At 72.0% G+C, this 15,903-nt stretch carries 14 protein-coding genes; 8 read left to right on the forward strand and 6 right to left on the reverse strand.

Annotation, left to right across the window (positions count from 1 at the left end):
* The first annotated feature begins 21 nt into the window (after positions 1–21).
* Genes AC0680_RS35075 through AC0680_RS35085 form a run of 3 tightly spaced genes read left to right on the forward strand, consistent with a single transcriptional unit; the run spans position 22 to position 3,169 of the window.
* Entirely contained in the window at positions 22–600 is a 579-nt protein-coding gene (locus AC0680_RS35075) for a GTP-binding protein (protein ID WP_478636996.1), read from the forward strand.
* Positions 597–2,015, forward strand: coding sequence for a cytochrome P450 family protein (locus AC0680_RS35080; protein ID WP_478636998.1), 1,419 nt, complete (start codon positions 597–599; stop codon positions 2,013–2,015). The genes AC0680_RS35075 and AC0680_RS35080 overlap by 4 nt, the downstream gene beginning before the upstream one ends.
* The gene (locus tag AC0680_RS35085) at positions 1,940–3,169 is read left to right on the forward strand and encodes a cytochrome P450 family protein (RefSeq protein ID WP_478637000.1); all 1,230 of its coding nucleotides are present in this window, start codon (positions 1,940–1,942) and stop codon (positions 3,167–3,169) included. Before AC0680_RS35080 ends, AC0680_RS35085 begins: the two co-directional genes overlap by 76 nt.
* A gap of 156 nt (positions 3,170–3,325) precedes the next feature.
* Here the strand turns inward: AC0680_RS35085 and AC0680_RS35090 are convergent, their stop codons facing one another.
* The 3 genes from AC0680_RS35090 to leuA form a co-directional block, all read right to left on the reverse strand.
* Complete coding sequence (locus AC0680_RS35090) at positions 3,326–4,033, reverse strand: TerB family tellurite resistance protein (RefSeq protein WP_478637048.1); 708 nt, start codon at positions 4,031–4,033, stop codon at positions 3,326–3,328.
* Positions 4,034–4,204: 171 nt separating this feature from the next.
* On the reverse strand, positions 4,205–5,245 hold the full coding sequence (locus AC0680_RS35095; protein WP_478637002.1) for an SGNH/GDSL hydrolase family protein: 1,041 nt from the start codon (positions 5,243–5,245) through the stop codon (positions 4,205–4,207).
* A gap of 184 nt (positions 5,246–5,429) precedes the next feature.
* A complete protein-coding gene (gene leuA / locus AC0680_RS35100) occupies positions 5,430–7,208 on the reverse strand; it encodes a 2-isopropylmalate synthase (protein ID WP_478637003.1) in 1,779 nt (592 codons plus the stop codon).
* Between the two features lie 298 nt (positions 7,209–7,506).
* On the opposite strand from leuA, the gene AC0680_RS35105 reads away from it, so the two are divergent.
* The 4 genes from AC0680_RS35105 (at position 7,507) to AC0680_RS35120 (ending at position 11,723) form a co-directional block, all read left to right on the forward strand.
* On the forward strand, positions 7,507–8,592 hold the full coding sequence (locus tag AC0680_RS35105) for a M4 family metallopeptidase (RefSeq protein WP_478637005.1): 1,086 nt from the start codon (positions 7,507–7,509) through the stop codon (positions 8,590–8,592).
* 123 nt (positions 8,593–8,715) lie between these two features.
* Entirely contained in the window at positions 8,716–8,982 is a 267-nt protein-coding gene (locus AC0680_RS35110) for a protealysin inhibitor emfourin (protein WP_478637007.1), read from the forward strand.
* Between the two features lie 99 nt (positions 8,983–9,081).
* Positions 9,082–10,476, forward strand: a complete 1,395-nt coding sequence (locus tag AC0680_RS35115) for a GH1 family beta-glucosidase (protein ID WP_478637008.1) — start codon at positions 9,082–9,084, stop codon at positions 10,474–10,476.
* Complete coding sequence (locus AC0680_RS35120; protein WP_478637010.1) at positions 10,473–11,723, forward strand: MFS transporter; 1,251 nt, start codon at positions 10,473–10,475, stop codon at positions 11,721–11,723. The genes AC0680_RS35115 and AC0680_RS35120 overlap by 4 nt, the downstream gene beginning before the upstream one ends.
* A gap of 19 nt (positions 11,724–11,742) precedes the next feature.
* On the opposite strand, the gene era is transcribed toward AC0680_RS35120, so the two are convergent.
* The 3 genes from era to AC0680_RS35135 all read right to left on the reverse strand — a co-directional run bounded on the left by era (position 11,743) and on the right by AC0680_RS35135 (position 14,083).
* Positions 11,743–12,681, reverse strand: a complete 939-nt coding sequence (era, locus tag AC0680_RS35125; RefSeq protein WP_478637012.1) for a GTPase Era — start codon at positions 12,679–12,681, stop codon at positions 11,743–11,745.
* Between the two features lie 138 nt (positions 12,682–12,819).
* Complete coding sequence (locus tag AC0680_RS35130) at positions 12,820–13,176, reverse strand: cytidine deaminase (RefSeq protein WP_478637014.1); 357 nt, start codon at positions 13,174–13,176, stop codon at positions 12,820–12,822.
* A gap of 43 nt (positions 13,177–13,219) precedes the next feature.
* Positions 13,220–14,083 carry a helix-turn-helix transcriptional regulator gene (locus tag AC0680_RS35135; protein WP_478637050.1) on the reverse strand — a complete coding sequence of 288 codons (864 nt, stop codon included), beginning with the start codon at positions 14,081–14,083 and terminating at the stop codon, positions 13,220–13,222.
* A gap of 153 nt (positions 14,084–14,236) precedes the next feature.
* On the opposite strand from AC0680_RS35135, the gene AC0680_RS35140 reads away from it, so the two are divergent.
* On the forward strand, positions 14,237–15,760 hold the full coding sequence (locus AC0680_RS35140; protein WP_478637016.1) for an MFS transporter: 1,524 nt from the start codon (positions 14,237–14,239) through the stop codon (positions 15,758–15,760).
* Positions 15,761–15,903 lie beyond the last annotated feature (143 nt).

The raw sequence follows: 15,903 nt of genomic DNA on the forward strand, positions 1-15,903 counted from the left end.
AACGCAGCCGCCACCGACGGCATGTACCTCTCGGGAGCCGACCAGACGCTGGTCAAGCTCCTGGTCGCGGGGCCGTTCGGGGTCGGGAAGACCACGCTCATCCGTGCGCTCTCGGAGACCCCGCCGCTGCACACCGAGGAGGTGATGACGCAGTCCGGTGCGTTCGTCGACAACCTCGCCGGTGTGCGGGAGAAGACCACGACCACCGTCGCCATCGACTTCGGGCGGCTCACCCTGCCCGGTGATCTGGTGCTGTACCTGTTCGGCACCCCCGGACAGAAACGATTCCGCCCGCTGTGGCAGGACATCGCCCGCGGCGCGCTGGGCGCGCTCGTCCTCGCCGACACCCGTCGCCTCGCGGACTCCTTCGAGGTGATGGACATCATCGAGGAGGCGGGCCTGCGCTACGCGGTCGCGGTCAACACCTTCCCCGACGCGCCGCACTACGACGTGCCGCAGCTCCGCGAAGCCCTCGACCTGCACCCCGATACGCCGCTGGTGATGTGCGACGCCCGCGACCGGGACCAGTCCGTCGATGCGCTGATCGCGCTCGTCGGGCACGTTCTCGCCCACACGCCCCAGGAGAACCAGACCTCGTGACTTCCCCGTACGAGCCGGGTGCCACCCCACCACCCGGCTGCCCCGCCCACGCCCAGGGCGGAGTGGCCGCCGGGCCGGCGGACGCCCTCGCCCAGGGCGCCCCCGCACCGGGCGGCCATCCGCTGGACCAGGTCGAAGGCCACTCGCTCGTCAGGCTGTACGACCCGGAGTTCGCCGCCGACCCGCACCGCTACTACGCCTATCTGCGGCAGTACGGCGCCCTGGCCCCGGTGGAGATCGCCACCGGCGTGACCGCGATGCTGGTCATCGACTACCGGGCCGCGCTCGACCTGCTGAACGACGAGACCACCTGGTCCAAGGACTCCCGGGCCTGGATGGAGACGGTGCCGCCCGACACGGCGGTCATGCCGATGCTGGGCTGGCGGCCCAACGCCCTGTTCAACGACGGGGAGGTGCACCGCCGCTACCGCCAGGTGATCACCGACAGCTTCCGGCTCGTCGAGCCGCAGGAGCTGCGGGCGCGGGTCCGCAAGGCCGCGGACTCCCTGATCCAGAAGTTCGGCGCGACGGGCGAGGTGGATCTGATGTCCGCCTACGCCCAGCAGCTGCCCCTGCTGATGTTCAACAGCCTCTTCGGTATGCCCGACGAGTACGGCGACCAGCTGATCGCGGCCATCGGCGGGCTGATGGACGGTGCCACGCCGGAGGAGGCGGCGGCCGCCGACGCGGCGTTCTCGGCGTACATCATGGAGCTGGTGGGCCGGAAGAAGGCGCAGCGCGGCGCGGACCTGACGTCCTGGTTCCTGGACCACCCCAACGGTCTGAGCGACGAGGAGGTCATCGCGCAGATCGTGGTGACGATGGCCGCGGGCAACGAGCCGCTGGCCAACCTCATCGCCAACGCGCTGTCGCGGATGCTCTCCGACGACCGCTACTACAGCACCCTGTCCGGTGGCGCGCTGACCGTGCAGGACGCCATCAACCAAGTGCTGTGGAACGACCCGCCGATGGGCCAGTACTCCGCGCACTACGCCCGCCGCGACGTGTTCTTCCACGGCACGTGGGTGCGCAAGGGCCAGCTGGTGCTGGTCTCCTACGCGGCGGCCAACACCCAGTTCGGGGAGGTCTCCCTGGACAGCGGCTCGGGCAGCGGCGCGCATCTGACCTGGGCGTCCGGCCCCCATGCCTGCCCGGTGCCGCGGCATGCGCTGGTGATCGCCACCACCGCGATCGAACGTCTCACCGCATGGCTCTCCGACATTGAACTCGCCGTTCCCGTAGAGGAGTTGAGCTGGCGCCCCGGCGCCTTCCAACGGGCCCTGACCGCTCTCCCGGCCCGCTTCACTCCCATCACCCCCGATCAGGCAGGAGCCACCCCATGGGACAACAGCTCGTCGCCCTCGACCCCTCCGGATCCGACGTCTACGCCGAGGCCGAGCGCCTCCGTCGGCTAGGGCCGGTCACCCGCGTCCAGATCCCCCAGGGCCCGGAGGCCTGGTCGATCACCAGCCACGCCCTCATCAAGCAGCTGCTGACCGATCCGCGCGTCTCCAAGGACCCCCGCAAACACTGGCCCGCCTGGCAGCGCGGCGAGTACCAGGACGGCTGGCTGGCGACGTGGGTCGGCGTCACCAACATGTTCACCGCGTACGGCGAGGACCACCGGCGGCTGCGCAAGCTCATCGCGCCGGCCTTCACCGCCCGCCGCACCGAGGCCATGCAGCCGTCGGTCGAGCGGATCACCGCGGCCCTGATCGAGGACCTCGCGGCGGCCCCGGCCGGCTCGGTCACCGACCTGCGCGCGGGCTTCGCGCACCCGCTGCCCATGCAGGTCATCTGCGAGCTGTTCGGCATCCCGAGCGACGACACCCGCACGGAGCTGGCCCGGCTCGCCGAGATCATCATGACCAGCGTCGACCCGGAAGAGGCCGGGAAGACGCTGATGGCCACCCATGAGCTGCTGCGCGGCCTGGTCGCGCTCAAGCGCCGGCAGCCCGCCGAGGACCTGACCAGCCTGCTGGTCACCTCGCGGGACGAGGACGGCCAGAAGATGAGCGAGCAGGAGCTGCTGGACACACTGCTGCTCGTCCTGGTCGCCGGGCACGAGACCACCGTCAACCTCATCGGCAACGCGGTGCACAATCTGCTCACGCACCCCGAGCAGCTCAAGCAGGTGCGCGCCGGGCAGGCCTCCTGGAACGACGTCATCGAGGAGACCCTCCGCTGGTCCCCCAGCGTCGCCAATCTGCCGCTGCGCTTCGCCGTCGAGGACATCGAGATCCCGGACGGCCCCACCATCCGCAAGGGCGACGCGATCCTGCCGTCGTTCGTCGGGGGCGGGCGCGACCCCGAGCAGCACGGCCCCACCGCGGGCGAGTTCTCCGTCCGGCGCCCCAACGTGGAGCACCTCAGCTTCGGCCACGGTGTCCACCACTGCCTGGGCGCCCCGCTGGCCCGGATGGAGACGCGGCTCGCCCTTCCGGCGCTCTTCGACCGGTTCCCGGATCTCGAACTGGCGGTGCCCGAGGAGGAGTTGGAGCCGTCGGCCGGGTTCATCACGACCGGGCTGCGCCGCCTGCCGATCCGTCTGACGCCGGCCGCGTCTTGATGTCGGGCGCCGTCTGACGCCGTTGCGCGACGCGTACGGCCGACGCCCCGCCACCTTCCGGGTGGCGGGGCGTCGGTCTGCGTGGGCCTCGGGCCGCCGCGGGGGTGTCGGCCGCGCCGGGGCGTCGCGCATGTCGGGAGGGCGTACTTGGGGCCCTCAGGAGGGCGTACGGGCGGCCGCCAGCAGGCGGTGGGTGTCGCCCGGCCGGAGCATCAGCGCGCTGCCGACCGTGGTGAGCGCCTCGCGTTCGGCGGGGGTGTAGGAGCCGTCGGCGAGGGCGATCCTGGCGCCTTGCAGCAGCAGCGACTCGCGGCCGGTGCGGGCGAGGTGCGGGGCGAGCGGCTCCAGGGACTCATGGAGCTCTATGGCCAGCGCGGTGCCGCAGGGGTCGAGGCCGTGGTGGCCGCAGTGGCCCGCGGTGAGCGCGGCCGAGGATCTCGGGGGCAGGCCGGTGTCGGCGGCGAGGGCGGCGAGGAGGGTGAGCAGCTGGTCCTCGGAGCAGTCCGCGAAACCGGCCGCGCGGACCGTGTCGACGGCGGTGGCCCGCACGGCGCGCGAGGACGTACCGCCGGCGGCCAGCAGGGCGAGGGTGATGGTGTGGACGGCGTCGCGGAGCATCGCGGAAAACCGGACGGTGGTGGGGTGGTCCAGGGCGTCCAGGCCGAAGTGGCCGTGGCAGGCGGAGCACTCCAGGACGGGGCCGGTGGCGCCGCGGGAGAGCACCGGAACGCCCAGGACGGTCAGGCGGCGCTGACCGGTGCGGCGCAGGTAGTTGCGGTCCCCGCCGCAGTCCGGGCAGAAGAACTCGCCGTCGGCGACGGTACGCCAGGACGTGCGCACGCCCATCACACACATCTTGTGCATCACGCCAGCCTCCATGCCGCTGCGGCCCCGTCGCCTATTGGACGTGATGTTAGCCACATCAGTGATGCGGCGTCAGCACCTCGTATCGGACAACTGACGGGAGGGGGGCGGGCTCCGCCCTTGCGGGGGAGAAGGGCGGAGCCCCTTGACGCGGCGCGGAGCGGGGCCGCGTCAGCTTCTCGAGGACGGTCCCCTGAGCGCCTCGGTCACCTCGCGCGCCTGGTTGTCCAGGCCACGGGCGTTGGGGTGGACGAGGGTGCAGCTCTCTCCGGCGCCGGGGATCTGGCGGCACAGGCCCGCGGGCGGGTCGGTCTGGTCACCGTCACCCGTGAGGTCGTCCTTGATCCCGTACATCCACTTCGCGTCGCCGCTCTCGCACACGCCGTGGGCCGCGCTGGAGCCGTAGGTGTCGACGTAGGCGGTGCCGTGGTTGTCCGCCTGCTTCTTCAGCAGGCCGTTGAGGTCGCGTTCGAGCTCGTCCACCCAGGGCATGTCGCCCTTTCTGATGCTGCCGAGCTGGTTCCAGTGCCCGTAACGGCAGCCGGAGGGGTCCGCGACGACCGCCGGATATCCGACGACGGCGATCTTCGCATGCGGCGCGGCCGCACGGATCCTCGTCATCATCCGGTCGAAGTCGGCATCGAGCCGGGCGAACTGCCCGTCCAGCCACTCCGCCCCGCCCCCGCCGTCGGTGTAGTAGTCGGTGCAGGGCCTGGGCTTCCACACCGGCGCGAAAGCGCCCAGTTCAAGGCACTTGGTCATGATGGGCCCGAAGCCGAGGGAGTTGCCGCCGATGCTGACGGTGACGTAGTCGGGGTCGTCGGACAGTGCGTCGACCTGCGGGGCGATGGCGTCCCAGCCGCCCGGTGGCGGGGTCGTCGGCGGCCCGAGGACCTTGTGGGAGGGCTGGGGCTCCAGGATCCCCTCGACCACCTCCGCCGCCCCGCAGGTGACGTCCGTCAGCTCGTAGTGGAGCCGCTCGGCGACCTGATGGGGGTAGTTGCGGTAGGAGCGGCCGCAGCCGTCGCTGTCGTCCCAGGGGCGAACGAACGAGCCCGCGCTGTAGGAGTCGCCGAGTGCGACGTAGGTGGGGCGGTCGGCCGCGGCGGCCGGCGCCCCGGAGGCCGGGGTGAGGCAGGAGCCCACCACCGCGAGGGCGGCGGCCCCGGCCAGCGCCAGCCGGGCCACGACCGGCATGCGTGATCTGCTCATGTGCACGTCCTTGGTGTCCGCGCCGCGGCCGGTTCCGACGGGCGCAGCACCGAAAGTACTGGCCAGCTACGCAGAGTAATCGGGGTGGATTCTCAAACCCCACCTTCAGGTGGCCCGGGCGCACGACGGCGCCCCCGTGGCTCGGCGTGAGCCACGGGGGCGCCGGGAACGATCTGCGTCCGGGTCAGCGACCCGCGCGGTTGACCGCGGAGACGACCGCCTTCAGCGAGGCGCGCGTGGTGTTCGGGTCGATGCCGATGCCCCACAGCACCTTGTCGCCGATCGCGCACTCGATGTACGAGGCGGCCTGCGCGGAGGCGCCCTCGCTCATGGTGTGCTCCTGGTAGTCCAGCAGGCGTACGTCGACGCCGATGCCCTGCAGGGCGTCGAAGAACGCGGAGATCGGACCGTTGCCGGAGCCCGTCAGGACGGTGTCCTCACCGTCGACGACCGCCTCGACGGTGAGCGCGTCGACGCCGTCGCGGTCGGTGGTGCTCTGGCCGTTCTTGACCTGGATGCGGCCCCACGGGTTGCCGGGGTTGGGCAGGTACTCGTCCTGGAAGACGGACCAGATGGCGGCCGGGGTGACCTCGCCGCCCTCGGCGTCGGTCTTCTCCTGGATGATCCGTGAGAACTCGATCTGCATCCGGCGCGGCAGGTCCAGCTTGTGGTCGTTCTTCAGGACGTAGGCGATACCGCCCTTGCCGGACTGGGAGTTGACGCGGATGACGGCCTCGTAGGAGCGGCCGACGTCCTTGGGGTCGATGGGCAGGTACGGCACCGCCCACTCGATGTCGTCCACGGTCTTGCCGGCGGCCGCCGCCTCGGCCTCCATGGCGTCGAAGCCCTTCTTGATGGCGTCCTGGTGGGAGCCGGAGAAGGCGGTGTAGACCAGGTCGCCCGCGTAGGGGTGGCGCGGGTGGACCTCCATCTGGTTGCAGTACTCGCTCGTCCGGCGGATCTCGTCGATCTGCGAGAAGTCGATCTGCGGGTCGACGCCCTGGGAGAACAGGTTCATGCCCAGCGTCACCAGGTCGACGTTGCCGGTGCGCTCGCCCTGGCCGAACAGGCAGCCCTCGATGCGGTCGGCGCCCGCCATGATCGCCAGCTCGGCGGCGGCCACGGCCGTACCGCGGTCGTTGTGCGGGTGCACCGACAGGCAGATGTGCTCGCGGCGGGAGAGGTTGCGCGACATCCACTCGAAGCGGTCGGCGTGCGTCGACGGCGTGGAACGCTCCACGGTGGCGGGCAGGTTGAGGATGATCTCGCGCCCCTCCTCCGGCTGCCAGACGTCCATGACGCCCTCGCAGACCTCCAGCGCGAAGTCCAGCTCGGTGTCGGTGAAGATCTCCGGCGAGTACTGGTAGCCGAAGATCGTCTCGTCGCCCAGCAGCTTGTCGGCGTACTCCATCACCAGCCGCGTGCCGTCCACCGCGATCTGCTTGACCTGCTCCTTCGAGCCGCGGAAGACGACCCGGCGGAAGGTCGGGGCGGTCGCGTTGTACAGGTGGACGGTGGCGCGGTGGGCACCGCGCAGCGACTCCACGGTCCGCTCGATCAGCTCCTCGCGGGCCTGCGTCAGCACGGAGATGGTGACGTCCTCCGGGATGGCGCCCTCTTCGATGATGGAGCGCACGAACGCGAAGTCGGTCTCGCCGGAGGACGGGAACCCGACCTCGATCTCCTTGTAGCCCATGCGTACCAGCAGGTCGAACATCTCGCGCTTGCGGGCCGGCGACATCGGGTCGATCAGGGCCTGGTTGCCGTCGCGCAGGTCGGTCGACAGCCAGCGGGGCGCGGCGGTGATGCGGTTGTCCGGCCAGGTGCGGTCGGGGATGTCGACGGCTTCGTAGGGGCCGTATTTGTGGATCGGCATCCCGGAGGGGCGCTGCAGTCGCGTGGCGTTGGTGACCGGGGTGCGGCGGCCGACGGCGTTGGCTGCGGGGCTCGACGGGTTCGTCATGATGCGTAGGGCTCCTCGTATGTCCGCTGGGGGGCCGACGGGGCGAAAGATCGCAACACCGAACTCCGCGGGGAGGGGGTCGGCCTACGACTACAGGCCCTCGCCGCGGCAGCTAAGGAGAAGCAGCCCGAAACGCATGATGCACAGCACCCTAGCTGAGGTACGCCCTGAGTGGCGGGCGCGTATCAGTATGCGGGACCGGGTCGGGCGTTACGGCCTAAATGCGACGAACCACACATATTCAGGAATCTCGACCGCGGCCAGTGACACCCGGACTACACAGTGCCACCTTTTGTTCATGGACCTCAACAAGACGAGCAAGAAGGCCGCCACCTCCACCTCCGTCTTCTGCACGATCATCCCGCCGCACATCCTCGACAACCTGGCCCAGTCCGACGACCCGCTGCACCACGAGCCCGCCCGCCGCACCCTGGAGCACGACTCCCTCCAGCGCACCCGCCGTCGCGTCCAGGCCGCCAAGGCTGTCGCCCCTCAGGAGGCCCGAGCCGCCGCCGACAAGCCCAACCGCACCATCTGCGACGCCCACCACCGGGAACACCTGCCCGGCACCAAGGTGCACGCGGAGTCCGACGGCCCCTCCCAGGACGCCTCGGTCAACCGCGCCCACGCCGGCCTCGGCGCCACCTTCGAGCTCTACCTGAAGGTCTACGGCCGCAAGTCCATCGACGGCGCCGGCCTGCCGCTCGACGCCACCGTCCACTACGGCGAGAAGTACAACAACGCCTTCTGGGACGGCGAGCGGATGGTCTTCGGCGACGGCGACGGCGACCTCTTCGCGGACTTCACCATCCCCGTTGACGTCATCGGCCACGAGCTCACCCACGGCGTCACCCAGTACACCGCCAACCTCGACTACTACGGGCAGTCCGGCGCCCTCAACGAGTCCGTCTCCGATGTCTTCGGCGTCCTGATCAAGCAGTACGCCCTCGGCCAGACCGCCGACCAGGCCGACTGGCTGATCGGCGCCGACCTGCTCGGCCCGGGCATCGACAAGGGCACCGCCCTGCGCTCCATGAAGGCCCCCGGGACGGCGTACGACGACGATGTCCTCGGCAAGGACCCGCAGCCCGCCACGATGGACGGCTATGTCGAGACCACCGGCGACAACGGCGGTGTACATATCAACTCCGGCATCCCCAACCACGCCTTCTACCTGGTCGCCACCGCCCTCGGCGGCAAGGCCTGGGAGCGCGCGGGCCAGGTCTGGTACGACGTGCTGACCGGCGGCGAGCTCGCCAAGAACGCCCGGTTCGCCGACTTCGCCGCGCTCACCGTCGCGGCCGCCCGCGCCCGCTTCGGTGAGGGCAAGGAGCTCAAGGCCGTACAGGAGGCCTGGAACAAGGTCGGCGTCCCCCTCGCGTAGGACACGGGACACGGGCGGGGCGGGGGTCGTCCGACAGGCGCTCTGGCCCCGCCCGCCATTACCGTGGCCACAGGGGGTAGGAGCCCCCTCGCAAGGCGTCCGACGACGTCGGAGGATTCCGTTATGCGCATTCACATCCACCGCACCGGCGGCTTCGCGGGCGTCGACCGCCGTGCCGAGATCGACACCGCGGACCGCCCCGACGCGGCCGACTGGCACACCCTCGCCGAACGGGCCGTGGCCACCGCCCACGCCGAGCCCCCCGTCGGCGTCCCCGACGGCTTCAGCTACCAGATCACCGTCGACGGCAACACCGTGTACTGCTCCGACCCCCGCCTCACGGCCGACCAGCGGACGCTGATCACGCGGGTGATGAAGGAAGGGTCGTAGGCGGCGACGTCGCGGGCGGCGCCTTGGGTCCACGTCGCCCCAACTGCCCGTCCCCGCCCACCCCTTGACACTGTTACCGGCGGTAAGGAAGATCCGGCCATGACTACCGTGCCGGTCTCGTCCGCCTCGCTGCCGCGCTTTCCCCGGGACTTCGTGTGGGGGGTGTCGACCTCCGCCGCGCAGATCGAGGGCGCGGTGGCGGAAGAGGGGCGGGGACGCTCGTCCTGGGACGTGTTCGCGGCGCAGGCCGGGCGGATCAAGGACGGGTCGGATGCGCGGGTGGCCACCGACCACTACCACCGCTACCGCGAGGACGTGGCGCTGCTGCGCGGGCTCGGCGTCGGCGCGTACCGGTTCTCGGTGGCATGGCCGCGAGTCGTGCCGGACGGCGGCGGCGCGGTCAACGCGGCCGGGCTGGACTTCTACGACCGGCTGGTGGACGAGCTGCTGGCGGCGGGCGTCGCGCCGGTGCCGACGCTGTTCCACTGGGACACGCCGCAGGCCCTGGAGGAGCGCGGCGGCTGGCTCGTACGGGAGACGGCCGAGCACTTCGCGGCGTACGCGGACGTGGTGGCGGCGCGGCTCGGGGACCGGGTGGAGCGGTGGATCACGCTCAACGAGCCCGCCGAACTGACCCTGCTGGGCTACGGGCTGGGACAGCACGCGCCGGGGCGGCGGCTGCTGTTCGAGGCGCTGCCGGCGGCGCACCACCAGCTGCTGGGGCACGGCCTGGCCCTACAGGCGCTGCGGGCCCGGGGAGCGGGCGGCATCGGCATCGCCAACTCGCACGGTCCGACCTGGGCGGCCTCCGGGGACGAGGCGGACACCTCGGCCGCCGGACTCTACGACCTGCTGCTCAACCGGCTCTTCGCGGAGCCCCTGCTGCTGGGGCGCTATCCGGGTGAGGAGTGGGACCTGGCGGGGATGCTGCCGGGCCCGGTCGCCGAGGACCTGAAGATCATCGCGCAGCCGCTGGACTGGTACGGGATCAACTACTACCAGCCGACGTCGGTGGGCGCCCCGCGGGAAGCGGGCGGCGGCGAGCCGGCCGACTTCGCCGGGATCGAGATACCGGCCGAACTCCCCTTCGCGCCCCGGGAGATCGAGGGCTACCCGCGGACCGACTTCGGCTGGCCGGTGGTGCCGGAGGCGCTGACCGAGCTGCTGGTCTCCTTCCGGGAGCGGTACGGCGAGCGGCTGCCGCCCGTCGTCATCACCGAGAACGGCTGCTCGTACGAAGGGATCGAGGACGGCGAGCGGATCGCCTTCCTGGAGGGGCATCTGCGGGCGCTGCACGCGGCCATGGCGGCCGGGGTGGACGTGCGGGGGTACTTCGTGTGGTCGCTGCTGGACAACTTCGAGTGGGCGGAGGGGTACGCGCGGCGGTTCGGGCTGGTGCACGTGGACTACGAGACGCTGAGGCGCACGCCCAAGGCGTCGTACCACTGGTTCCGGGAGGTGCTGCGGGAGCAGGCCCGGCAGGACCGGGGATGAGCCCGCCGGCGGCTTCCGGGGCGCTCGCGGAGCCGTCGCGGCGGGTGGGGCGCGGCTGGACCGCGTCGCTGTCGCTGGCGAACGGGGCCATCTGGGTCGGGTGGTACGGGCCGCTGCAGATCCTGCTCGCGTGGCAGGCGGCCGAGCTGGCGCCGGCGGGCACGGCCAAGGAGTCGGTGCTGGCGTGGGTGACGGGGGCCGGGGCCGCCGTCTCGATGGTCGCCAACCCGCTGTTCGGGGCGCTGTCGGACCGTACGACGTCGCGGTTCGGGCGGCGGACGCCGTGGATCGTCGTCGGGGTCGCGGGCGGGGCCGGGGCCCTGGTGCTGCTGGCGGGGGCCCGGAGCGTGCCGGTGATGGCGGTGGGGTGGTGCCTGGTGCAGCTCACCTTGAACGCGGCGTTCGCGGCGATCACCGCCGCGGTGCCCGACCGGGTGCCGCACCGGCAGCGGGGGTCGGTGGGCGGCTGGCTGGGAGCCGCGCAGATTCTGGGCGTGGTGGCCGGGACGGGGCTGGCGACGGCCGGCGGCGGGGTGGTCGGCGGCTATCTGGCCTGCGCCGGGTTCGCGGTGCTGGGGACGCTGCCGTATGTGCTGCTGCACCGGGATCCGGTGCTGCCGGCGGCGCGGCGACCGGCGCTGACCTGGCGGGCGTTCCTCGGCGGGTTCTGGATCAGCCCGCGCCGCCATCCCGACCTGGGCTGGGCCTGGCTGACCCGGTTCCTGGTCAACCTCGGGAACTCGCTGGCGCTGCTGTATCTGCTGTACTACCTGCGGGATGTGCTGCGGCGGCCGGACCCGGGCGGCGGGGTGCTGGTACTGACCGCCGTCAACGGCGTCACCTTGCTGGCCACGGTCGTGGTGGGCGGGATCTGGTCGGACCGGGCGGGGCGGCGGCAGCCGTTCGTGCTGTGGGCCGGGGTGATCATGACGGTGGCCACGGGGCTGCTGGCCGTGTGGCAGACGTGGCCGGGGGCGGTGTGCGCCGCCGCGCTGCTGGGCCTGGGGTTCGGCGTCTTCACCTCCGTCGACCTCGCGCTGATGACCGAGGTGCTGCCGGCCGCGGCGCACCGCGGCAAGGACCTCGGCATCATCAACATCGCCAACTCGCTGCCGCAGGTGGCCGCCCCGGCGCTGGCCGCGCCGATCGTCGGCCACCTCGGCGGCTACCGGGCGCTGTACGGCGTCGCGGCGGCGATCGGGCTGGTGGGGGCGCTGCTGGTGCGGCGGATCCGGGGCGTGGCGTAAGGCCTGTCCCAGGGGCCTTTCAGAAGCCCAGCTTGCGCAGCTGCTTGGGGTCGCGCTGCCAGTCCTTGGCCACCTTGACGTGCAGATCGAGGAAGACCGGCGTGCCCAGCAGCGCCTCGATGTGCTTGCGGGACTTCGTGCCGACCTCCTTCAGGCGCTTGCCCTTGGGGCCGATGATGATGCCCTTCTGGCTGGGGCGCTCGATGTAGACGTTGGCGTGGATGTCGAGCAGGGGCTTGTCGGCGGGGCGGTCCGCGCGCGGCAGCATCTCCTCGACGACCACCGCGATCGAGTGCGGCAGCTCGTCGCGCACGCCCTCCAGGGCGGCCTCGCGGATCAGTTCGGCGACCATGACCTGCTCGGGCTCGTCGGTGAGGTCGCCCTCCGGGTAGAGCGCGGGGCCCTCCGGGAGCAGCGGGACGAGGAGGTCGGCGAGGAGGGAGACCTGGGTGTCGCCCACCGCCGAGACCGGGATGATCTCGGCCCACTCGATGCCCAGCTCCCTGCCGAGCTGGTCGATCGCGATCAGCTGGGCGGCCAGCGCCTTGGAGTCGACCAGGTCGGTCTTGGTGACGATGGCGACCTTGGGGGTCTTCTTGATGTCGGCCAGCTCACCGGCGATATAGCGGTCGCCGGGGCCGATCTTCTGGTCGGCGGGCAGACAGAAGCCGATCACGTCGACCTCGGACCAGGTGGTGCGGACGACGTCGTTGAGGCGCTCGCCGAGCAGCGTGCGCGGCTTGTGCAGACCCGGTGTGTCGACGAGGACCAGCTGGGCCTCGGGACGGTGCACGATGCCGCGCACCGTGTGGCGGGTGGTCTGCGGGCGGTTGGAGGTGATCGCCACCTTCGTCCCGACGAGAGCGTTCGTGAGGGTGGACTTGCCCGCGTTGGGGCGGCCGACGAAGCAGGCGAAGCCGGCGCGGTGCGGGGCGGAGGAGTCTGTACGAACGCTCATGGCGCCCATTCTCCCCGATCCACGGCGCCGCTCCGACCACAGCGGGCGATGATCAGTGCGGCGTACGGCCGCGGCGCGCGGCGGATGCGGGCGGGCCTCGCCGTACGGCCCCGCCCCCGCCTCCCGCGGCCGCGGGTGCTACTCGCCCGCCGGGGCCGCGGCGCGCAGGGTGCCGTCGGGGCCGGCGACCAGGACGGGCGTCTCGGGGCCGCCGAGGTCCCGTACGGCCGCACGGTCCGCGTCGGCGGCGCCCTCGGCGTCGGTGACCACGGCCGCGGCCTCCAGGGACGTCGCCCCGCTGGCGACGGCCATCGCGACGGCCGTCTGCAGCGCGCTGAGCTTCAGCGAGTCCAGGGCGACGGTGCCGGCGACATACGTGCGGCCGGTCTCGTCACGTACGGCGGCGCCCTCGGGCACGCCGTTGCGCGCCCGTGCCGAACGCGCGAGCGTGATGATCTTGCGGTCTTCGGGGTCCAGCGGTGCGGCTTCGGTCATACGGGCGAGCATATGCGCCGCCGCCCCGGCGGCCGTACGGGGATCACCCCGCCACCGAGTACATCCCTCCCCCACGCTCGGCCTGGCTCGCGCGGGGGGACCCCCACCGCCGGCCCTCCGGCGAGGTGATCCGCTCCAGCTTCGTGGCGGTGTCGGTCCCGGGGCACGCGTTGTGCAGCACGATGTTCAGATCCGGCCGGACCGGGATCCGCAGCTGGGTGGTCTCGAACTGCAGGGCGCCGACCAGCGGATGGTCCATCTCCTTGTGGAGCTGGCCACCGTCCTGCACATCGCCGCGCGCCCACAGCTCGCGGAACTCCGCACTGAGCGCGGAGGCCTCGCGGACGATCTCGTCGAAGCCCTCGTCGCCGGGGCGCGCCGAGCACGCGGCGCGGTACTGCGCGACGACCAGCGGCGCGTTCGCCTCCCAGCTGGCGGCCCGCGCGCGGTACACGGGGTCGGTGAAGAACGCGATCAGGCAGTTGAGGGAGACGCCGGGGCGGCCGTGCCCCATGACCAGGTGCGCCGCCTCGTTGTAGGCGATGGTGTTCCAGTACGGGTCCATGATGTGCGCCGGGAACGGCATCCAGGCGTCGATCAGCCGCTGCAGGCCCGCGCAGACATCCGTCATGCCCGGCTCCTCGGCGTCCTGCCGCAGCGGCGGGTTCAGCCCGGCCAGTACGTACAGATGCCGCCGTTCGGCGCCGTTGAGCCGCAGCACCCGGGCGACCGCGTCCAGCACCTGCGGCGAGACGGTGATGTCGCGGCCCTGCTCCAGCCACTGGTACCAGGACGCGCCGACCCCGGCGAGGACGGCGACCTCCTCGCGGCGCAGTCCTGGCGTGCGGCGGCGGCCGCCGTCGGGCAGGCCCGCCTCGGCCGGGGTGACCCGGGCGCGGCGGCTCATCAGGAAGTCGCGCAGCTCCTGGCGTCGGCGCGAGGTGTCGTGGGCAGCGGTGTTCGGGGCCACGTTTCTCCCCCTGTCGGCGTGGCTGGTGGTGCGGACACCACGATAAGTTCCCGCTCCCCACCGCGTATTCCGGGCCCGCAGGCTCGTCGCATGCCGACAACCGACATCTCTCTCGACCCCGATACCGAGCCGGCGGGCGCGCCGGCCGGCCCCGTCCGGGCCGCCGACCGCGCCTCCGGTACCGCCGACCGCGCCGCCGCTGCCGCCGGTGCGCGGCTGACCGCGCGCGACCGGCTCGTCCTGCTCCTGCTGTGTGCCGCGCAGTTCATCGTCGCGCTGGACTTCTCCATCCTGAACGTGGCGCTGCCCGTGCTCGGCAAGGACCTGGGCATGGGCCAGGCCGATCTGCAGTGGGCGGTGACCGCGTTCGCGCTGCCCTCGGGCGGCCTACTGCTGCTGTTCGGCCGGATCGCCGATCTCTTCGGGCGGCGCAGGCTGTTCCTGACCGGGCTCGCGCTGTTCACCGCGGCCTCGGTGCTGGCCGCGCTGGCGTGGTCCCCGGCGTCCTTCCTGGGCGGACGGGCGCTCCAGGGCCTGGGTGCGGCGATCATCGTGCCCACCGGGATGTCGCTGCTGACCACCACCTTCGCCGAGGGGCCGCAGCGCGAACGCGCGCTGGGCATCAGCGGCACCCTGATGTCGCTGGGCTTCACCATCGGCATGGTGCTGGGCGGGATGATGACGGACGTGCTCGGCTGGCGCTCCACGATGGGCCTGCTGTCGCTGGCCGGGGTGGCGGTACTGGCCGCGGCGCCGGCGCTGCTGACCGAGTCCCGGCACCCTTCGCGGCCGCGGATCGACGTGCCCGGCGCGGTCACCGTCACCGGTGGCCTGCTGTCGCTGATCTACGCCCTGTCCACCGCCGCCCAGCGGGGCTTTCGCCACCCGGACGTGATCGTGACGCTGGTGGCGGGGGTGGCGCTGCTGACCGCCTTCGTGATCGTGGAGTCGCGGGCCGAACAGCCGCTGGTGTCGCTGCCGATGCTGCGCCGCCGTACGGTCGCCTGGGGCAATCTGGCGGGCCTGACGACCTTTTCGATGATGAGCGCCGTCATCTTCCTGCTCACCCTCTACCTGCAGGAGGTGCTGCGGCTGTCGGCCTTCCAGACCGGTCTGGTCTTCGGTGTGCAGGGCGCGGTCTCGGCGGGCGCCGGCGTCCTCGCGCCCAGGGTCATCGGCCGGCTCGGCGCCCGCCGCACGCTGCTGACCGGGCTGCTGCTGCAGGCCGGCTTCACCGCCGCGCTGCTGGGCCTGGGCACCGGCAGCGGCATGTGGCTGGCCCTGATCGGGGTGACCTTCGCCAGCCTGGGCCACCTGTGGGCGATCATCTCCTACGGCGTGACCGCCACCTCCGGCGTCCCGGACACCGAGCAGGGCCTGGCGACCGGCCTGGTCACCAGTTCCCAGCAGCTGGGCCTGACCGTCGGCATTCCGCTGCTGAGCGCGGTGGCCTCGGCCCGTATCGCCGCCCTGCGGGACGGGGGCGTCGGCCTCGCGGACGCCACCCTCGGCGGTATCGAGCTGGGGCTGGGCCTGGACGCGGCGCTGGTGGCCGTGGTCGCCCTGCTGGTGGCGGTCGGACTGCGGACGGCGCGGACGGCGGGGCGCGGCTGAGGAGGAAGAAGGTGGTTGCCCCGGTACCCCCGTAGCCGGGGCAACCTGCGCTGCAAGATTTCTCAGGCGATTTCTCTCACGCATGGCGGCCGCATTACGACGGCCACTCGAAGATCCTTCCATGGCATGCGGGGAAGAATCCA

It is taken from the genome of Streptomyces sp. NPDC043738, assembly GCF_056436545.1.

Bases quoted from the DNA above. Each gene is read 5' to 3' on its own strand.
- AC0680_RS35075 (WP_478636996.1), top strand. From the start codon at position 22: ATGTACCTCTCGGGAGCCGACCAGACGCTGGTCAAGCTCCTGGTCGCG.
- AC0680_RS35085 (WP_478637000.1), top strand. From the start codon at position 1,940: ATGGGACAACAGCTCGTCGCCCTCGACCCCTCCGGATCCGACGTCTAC.
- AC0680_RS35090 (WP_478637048.1), bottom strand. From the start codon at position 4,033: ATGCACAAGATGTGTGTGATGGGCGTGCGCACGTCCTGGCGTACCGTC.
- AC0680_RS35095 (WP_478637002.1), bottom strand. From the start codon at position 5,245: ATGAGCAGATCACGCATGCCGGTCGTGGCCCGGCTGGCGCTGGCCGGG.
- leuA (WP_478637003.1), bottom strand. From the start codon at position 7,208: ATGACGAACCCGTCGAGCCCCGCAGCCAACGCCGTCGGCCGCCGCACC.
- AC0680_RS35105 (WP_478637005.1), top strand. From the start codon at position 7,507: ATGGACCTCAACAAGACGAGCAAGAAGGCCGCCACCTCCACCTCCGTC.
- AC0680_RS35110 (WP_478637007.1), top strand. From the start codon at position 8,716: ATGCGCATTCACATCCACCGCACCGGCGGCTTCGCGGGCGTCGACCGC.
- AC0680_RS35115 (WP_478637008.1), top strand. From the start codon at position 9,082: ATGACTACCGTGCCGGTCTCGTCCGCCTCGCTGCCGCGCTTTCCCCGG.
- AC0680_RS35120 (WP_478637010.1), top strand. From the start codon at position 10,473: ATGAGCCCGCCGGCGGCTTCCGGGGCGCTCGCGGAGCCGTCGCGGCGG.
- era (WP_478637012.1), bottom strand. From the start codon at position 12,681: ATGAGCGTTCGTACAGACTCCTCCGCCCCGCACCGCGCCGGCTTCGCC.
- AC0680_RS35130 (WP_478637014.1), bottom strand. From the start codon at position 13,176: ATGACCGAAGCCGCACCGCTGGACCCCGAAGACCGCAAGATCATCACG.
- AC0680_RS35135 (WP_478637050.1), bottom strand. From the start codon at position 14,083: ATGAGCCGCCGCGCCCGGGTCACCCCGGCCGAGGCGGGCCTGCCCGAC.
- AC0680_RS35140 (WP_478637016.1), top strand. From the start codon at position 14,237: ATGCCGACAACCGACATCTCTCTCGACCCCGATACCGAGCCGGCGGGC.